The following is a 1,578-nucleotide window of genomic DNA, read 5'->3' on the forward strand; positions in this document are numbered from 1 at the left end:
GGGCATGCCTGGAACTCGATGTCAAAAGTCCGCTTCTGGATGCAGGGTTGACCAAGGAAGAAATCAGGACGCTCTCCCGGGAGATGGGCCTCAAGACGTGGGAAAAACCCGCGCAGGCGTGTCTCGCGTCGAGGGTCCCCTATGGGACCGCCATAACCGTCGGGAGACTCGAAAATATAGAACGCTCCGAGGCTTTCATAAAGGGCCTCGGCATATCGCAGGTCCGCGTTCGGCATCACGGCAATACGGCCCGTATCGAGATCGAAGAAGATGATTTTCCGCTCGTTCTCGAACACAGGAACGAGATAGCGGAGGAATTGATGGGCATCGGATTCATTTACGTCGCCCTGGACCTTCACGGTTACCGAACGGGCAGTATGAACGAGCCGGACCTTAAGGAATGATCGTCGTAATGAGGCCTCCGATAGAAATACACAGCGGAGCTTCTCCGCATCGCTAGTTGAATTCCTTACAGAATTCCTTACAACGTATGAAAGGGCTGACGCATCGGACGGTCAGCATCTCCGATCTCTGCTTGCCCGCATTTTTCCCTTCTTTCGTCGATCTTTGATCGATGATCCTTCCCCTTAGTCGTGAATGTATTGTGCAGGTGCCATCGTCGGGAAGAAAGAAAGTCCCGTATAAAAACAGGTTGTCAAAGGGCGCCGGGAGAGCAAACCGGGAGCTTCGATGTGAAGCGAAGTTGGAGACCGTGGTTATAATTATAAAATGACAGATCGGGAACGAAACCCCCGCTGTGAAAAAAATCCGGTGAGGCTGGAGGTGGCCATGAAAATGTTTTTGACGATTTGCCTGATCCTGCTTATGACCGTATCCGTAGTTTACGCCAAAGATTATGAGGTGACCAGGAAGGCGGGAGATCTGAACGTGGCGATACGGATAGACAAGAATCCCCCCATCGCAGGGACTAACAACGTTGAGATCGGCATCACCGATGCCTCCGGGAAGGCGATAACGGGTGCAAAGGTGGTACTTGCCTATTCGATGCCGGCAATGACGGGGATGCCCCCCATGAACTACAAGGCCGACGCAGTATCCGCGGGGAATGTTTACAAGGCCAGGGTAAACTATTCCATGTCGGGTTCCTGGAACAATGAAGTGAAGATAACGTATGGCGGAAAGACCGTATCCGCCAGGTTCACCATCGATGCCAGGTGATGCCGGTTCCTCGCCGCTTTTGGCCGCTGACGCCCCAACTCTGGACCTTGACGAACTTGTCAGGGAGGCGTTGAGCAGGAACCCGGAACTGCTCGTGTCCGAGTCCAAGGTCTCCGCATCGGGCTACAGGATACCCCAGGCAAAGAGCCTTCCCGATCCCATGGTCATGTTCGGTTACCAGAATGAGGGGTTTCGTCAGCTCACCATAGGCGAAGAGGCCAACGCGATGGGTATGCTCTCACTGTCCCAGATGTTCCCCTTTTTCGGAAAGCTGGATCTGAAAGGACAGATGGCCGCCAAGGATGCGGAAAGCCTGAAATCCATGCACAGGGCGGCGCAGCTCAAGACGGTGGCAACGGTCAAACAGCTCTACTATGAACTTTTCGTCGCCTATAAGAA

The 1,578-nt window shown here is 53.7% G+C and carries 3 protein-coding genes; all 3 read left to right on the forward strand.

The genetic code is table 11. The features are described from left to right. The first annotated feature begins 47 nt into the window (after positions 1-47). A complete protein-coding gene (locus GXX82_09825; protein NLT23334.1) occupies positions 48-404 on the forward strand; it encodes a hypothetical protein in 357 nt (118 codons plus the stop codon). A 385-nt stretch (positions 405-789) separates the two neighbouring features. Then, on the forward strand, positions 790-1,179 hold the full coding sequence (locus GXX82_09830) for a FixH family protein (protein ID NLT23335.1): 390 nt from the start codon (positions 790-792) through the stop codon (positions 1,177-1,179). Further along, positions 1,169-1,578, forward strand: a 410-nt coding sequence (locus GXX82_09835) for a TolC family protein (protein ID NLT23336.1), incomplete at its 3' end; no start/stop codon positions are given. The genes GXX82_09830 and GXX82_09835, both read left to right, overlap by 11 nt.

This window comes from Syntrophorhabdus sp., assembly GCA_012719415.1.
GTDB lineage: Bacteria > Desulfobacterota > Syntrophorhabdia > Syntrophorhabdales > Syntrophorhabdaceae > Delta-02.